This window comes from Dietzia sp. SYD-A1 (assembly GCF_015356725.1).
GTDB lineage: Bacteria > Actinomycetota > Actinomycetes > Mycobacteriales > Mycobacteriaceae > Dietzia.
The window spans coordinates 1-1,633 of the sequence record NZ_JADDKI010000432.1 but is presented as its reverse complement, the minus strand read 5'-3'; the positions used below and the strand labels follow the sequence as shown (position 1 = coordinate 1,633).

Genomic DNA, 1,633 nt, shown 5'->3' with positions numbered 1-1,633 from the left:
CCGGGAGCGGGCGACCGGGCGACCGGGCGTGGGCGACCGGGCGTGGGCGACCGGGCGTGGCCTGTGAACGAGGAAGTGGCCTGTGAACGCCAAAAAGCCCCCGCCTCCCGGGGGGAGACAGGGGCTGCGCCTGCGGTGGTCCTAACTGGGTTCGAACCAGTGACCTCTCCGGTGTGAACGGAGCGCTCTTCCACTGAGCTATAGGACCTCGTGCGCCGTCGTTCTCGCGTCGGCACCGCAACACTGTAGCAAGCCCCGCGCCGGGACCCAATTCGGGGTCCTCGACGATCTCGCGCGCACCTCGCCGCCCCCTCGCCGGACGCACAGCCCGCCCGGATGGGCAGCATCAGAGCAGATGAGGCGACGTTTCCGCCCCCCGATTTGTGTTCCAAGATCGGCGTCGGCTAATGTTCATTCTCGCAACGCGGTGAGCAACAGCACGCCGGGGAGCAGTGCGGATGTGGCGCAGCTGGTAGCGCATCACCTTGCCAAGGTGAGGGTCGCGGGTTCGAATCCCGTCATCCGCTCGGAGGGATCGAGGAGCCAGGAGTCCTCACCGGGCTCGATACCTTTTCGGTGGAGTGGCCGAGTGGTGAGGCAGCGGCCTGCAAAGCCGTCAACACGGGTTCGATTCCCGTCTCCACCTCCACGCCGGAGTGATCCGGTTGGTGAGTCCCGCGCGATTAGCTCAGCGGGAGAGCGCTTCCCTGACACGGAAGAGGTCACTGGTTCAATCCCAGTATCGCGCACCACGACACGACGCCCCGGTCTTCCGCCGGGGCGTCGCGCTTTTCCGGGGCGTGGAGCTTTTCCGGGGCGTGGAGCTTTGTCCGGGGCGTCGAGCGTTCTCCGGGGCGTCGCGCTTGGACGTCGGCCATGTCCGCGGCGGTGGAGTCCTCGCGCGCGCGGGCCGCTTGCCTTGGTCGTTCTCACTGCGGTGATCCCGCCACATTCCCGCGGAGAGCACGACCAAGATGCGCGCGGGGGCCGGCTTGAGCCGCGATTCCTGTCCGGGACCGTCGGCGTCTAGCCTCGTCGACGATGACCCTCACGATCCGATCGGCGCTGGCGGCCGATATCGACGACCTCTCGGCCCTGGCCGCTCTGACCTTCCCGCTCGCGTGTCCGCCCGACCTGCCCCGTGAGTCGGTGGAGGCGTTCGTGCGCGACACACTCGGGCCCACCTCGTTCCGCGGGTACCTGGAGGACCCGACCCATCGACTCCTCGCCGGTGTCGGGCCCGATGGCGACATCCTGGCCTACGCCCTGCTCGTCGAGGGCACCGCGATGGACGAGTCCTGCGCGCGGGTGATCTCGAGCCGCCCGACCGTGGGTGTCAGCAAGTTTTATCTCCACCCGTGCCTGCACGGCAGCGGCGAAGCCGGTCGGCTCCTCGACGCCGTGGTGCGGCACGCGCAGGACTCCGGCGCGCGGAGTCTGTGGCTGGCGACGAACGTGGCGAACTCGAGAGCGCTCGCCTTCTACGCCCGGAGCGGTTTCGAGAGACGGGGGCACCGCGACTTCATGGTCGGGGGCGTGCGGAACCGCGACGTCGTCCTGGAACGCCCGGTCCAGCGCCCACTGTGAGCGACCGGCCGGGGTGAGCCGGGTGAGCGACCAACCGGGGTGGGCC

Annotated in this window: 1 protein-coding gene and 4 tRNA genes; 4 read left to right on the top strand and 1 reads right to left on the bottom strand. The window is 69.2% G+C overall.

What is annotated here, in order from left to right:
- Window positions 1-136: 136 nt before the first annotated feature.
- Window positions 137-208 (bottom strand) — tRNA-Val (locus IY392_RS15325).
- A gap of 246 nt (window positions 209-454) precedes the next feature.
- Between IY392_RS15325 and IY392_RS15320 the strand changes: the two genes are divergently transcribed.
- The 4 genes from IY392_RS15320 to IY392_RS15305 all read left to right on the top strand — a co-directional run bounded on the left by IY392_RS15320 (window position 455) and on the right by IY392_RS15305 (window position 1,587).
- Window positions 455-527, top strand: a tRNA-Gly gene (locus IY392_RS15320).
- A gap of 48 nt (window positions 528-575) precedes the next feature.
- Window positions 576-649: transfer RNA gene (locus IY392_RS15315), tRNA-Cys, on the top strand.
- A 28-nt stretch (window positions 650-677) separates the two neighbouring features.
- Window positions 678-752: transfer RNA gene (locus IY392_RS15310), tRNA-Val, on the top strand.
- Window positions 753-1,041: 289 nt separating this feature from the next.
- The gene (locus tag IY392_RS15305; RefSeq protein WP_182612501.1) at window positions 1,042-1,587 is read left to right on the top strand and encodes a GNAT family N-acetyltransferase; all 546 of its coding nucleotides are present in this window, start codon (window positions 1,042-1,044) and stop codon (window positions 1,585-1,587) included.
- Window positions 1,588-1,633: the final 46 nt, after the last annotated feature.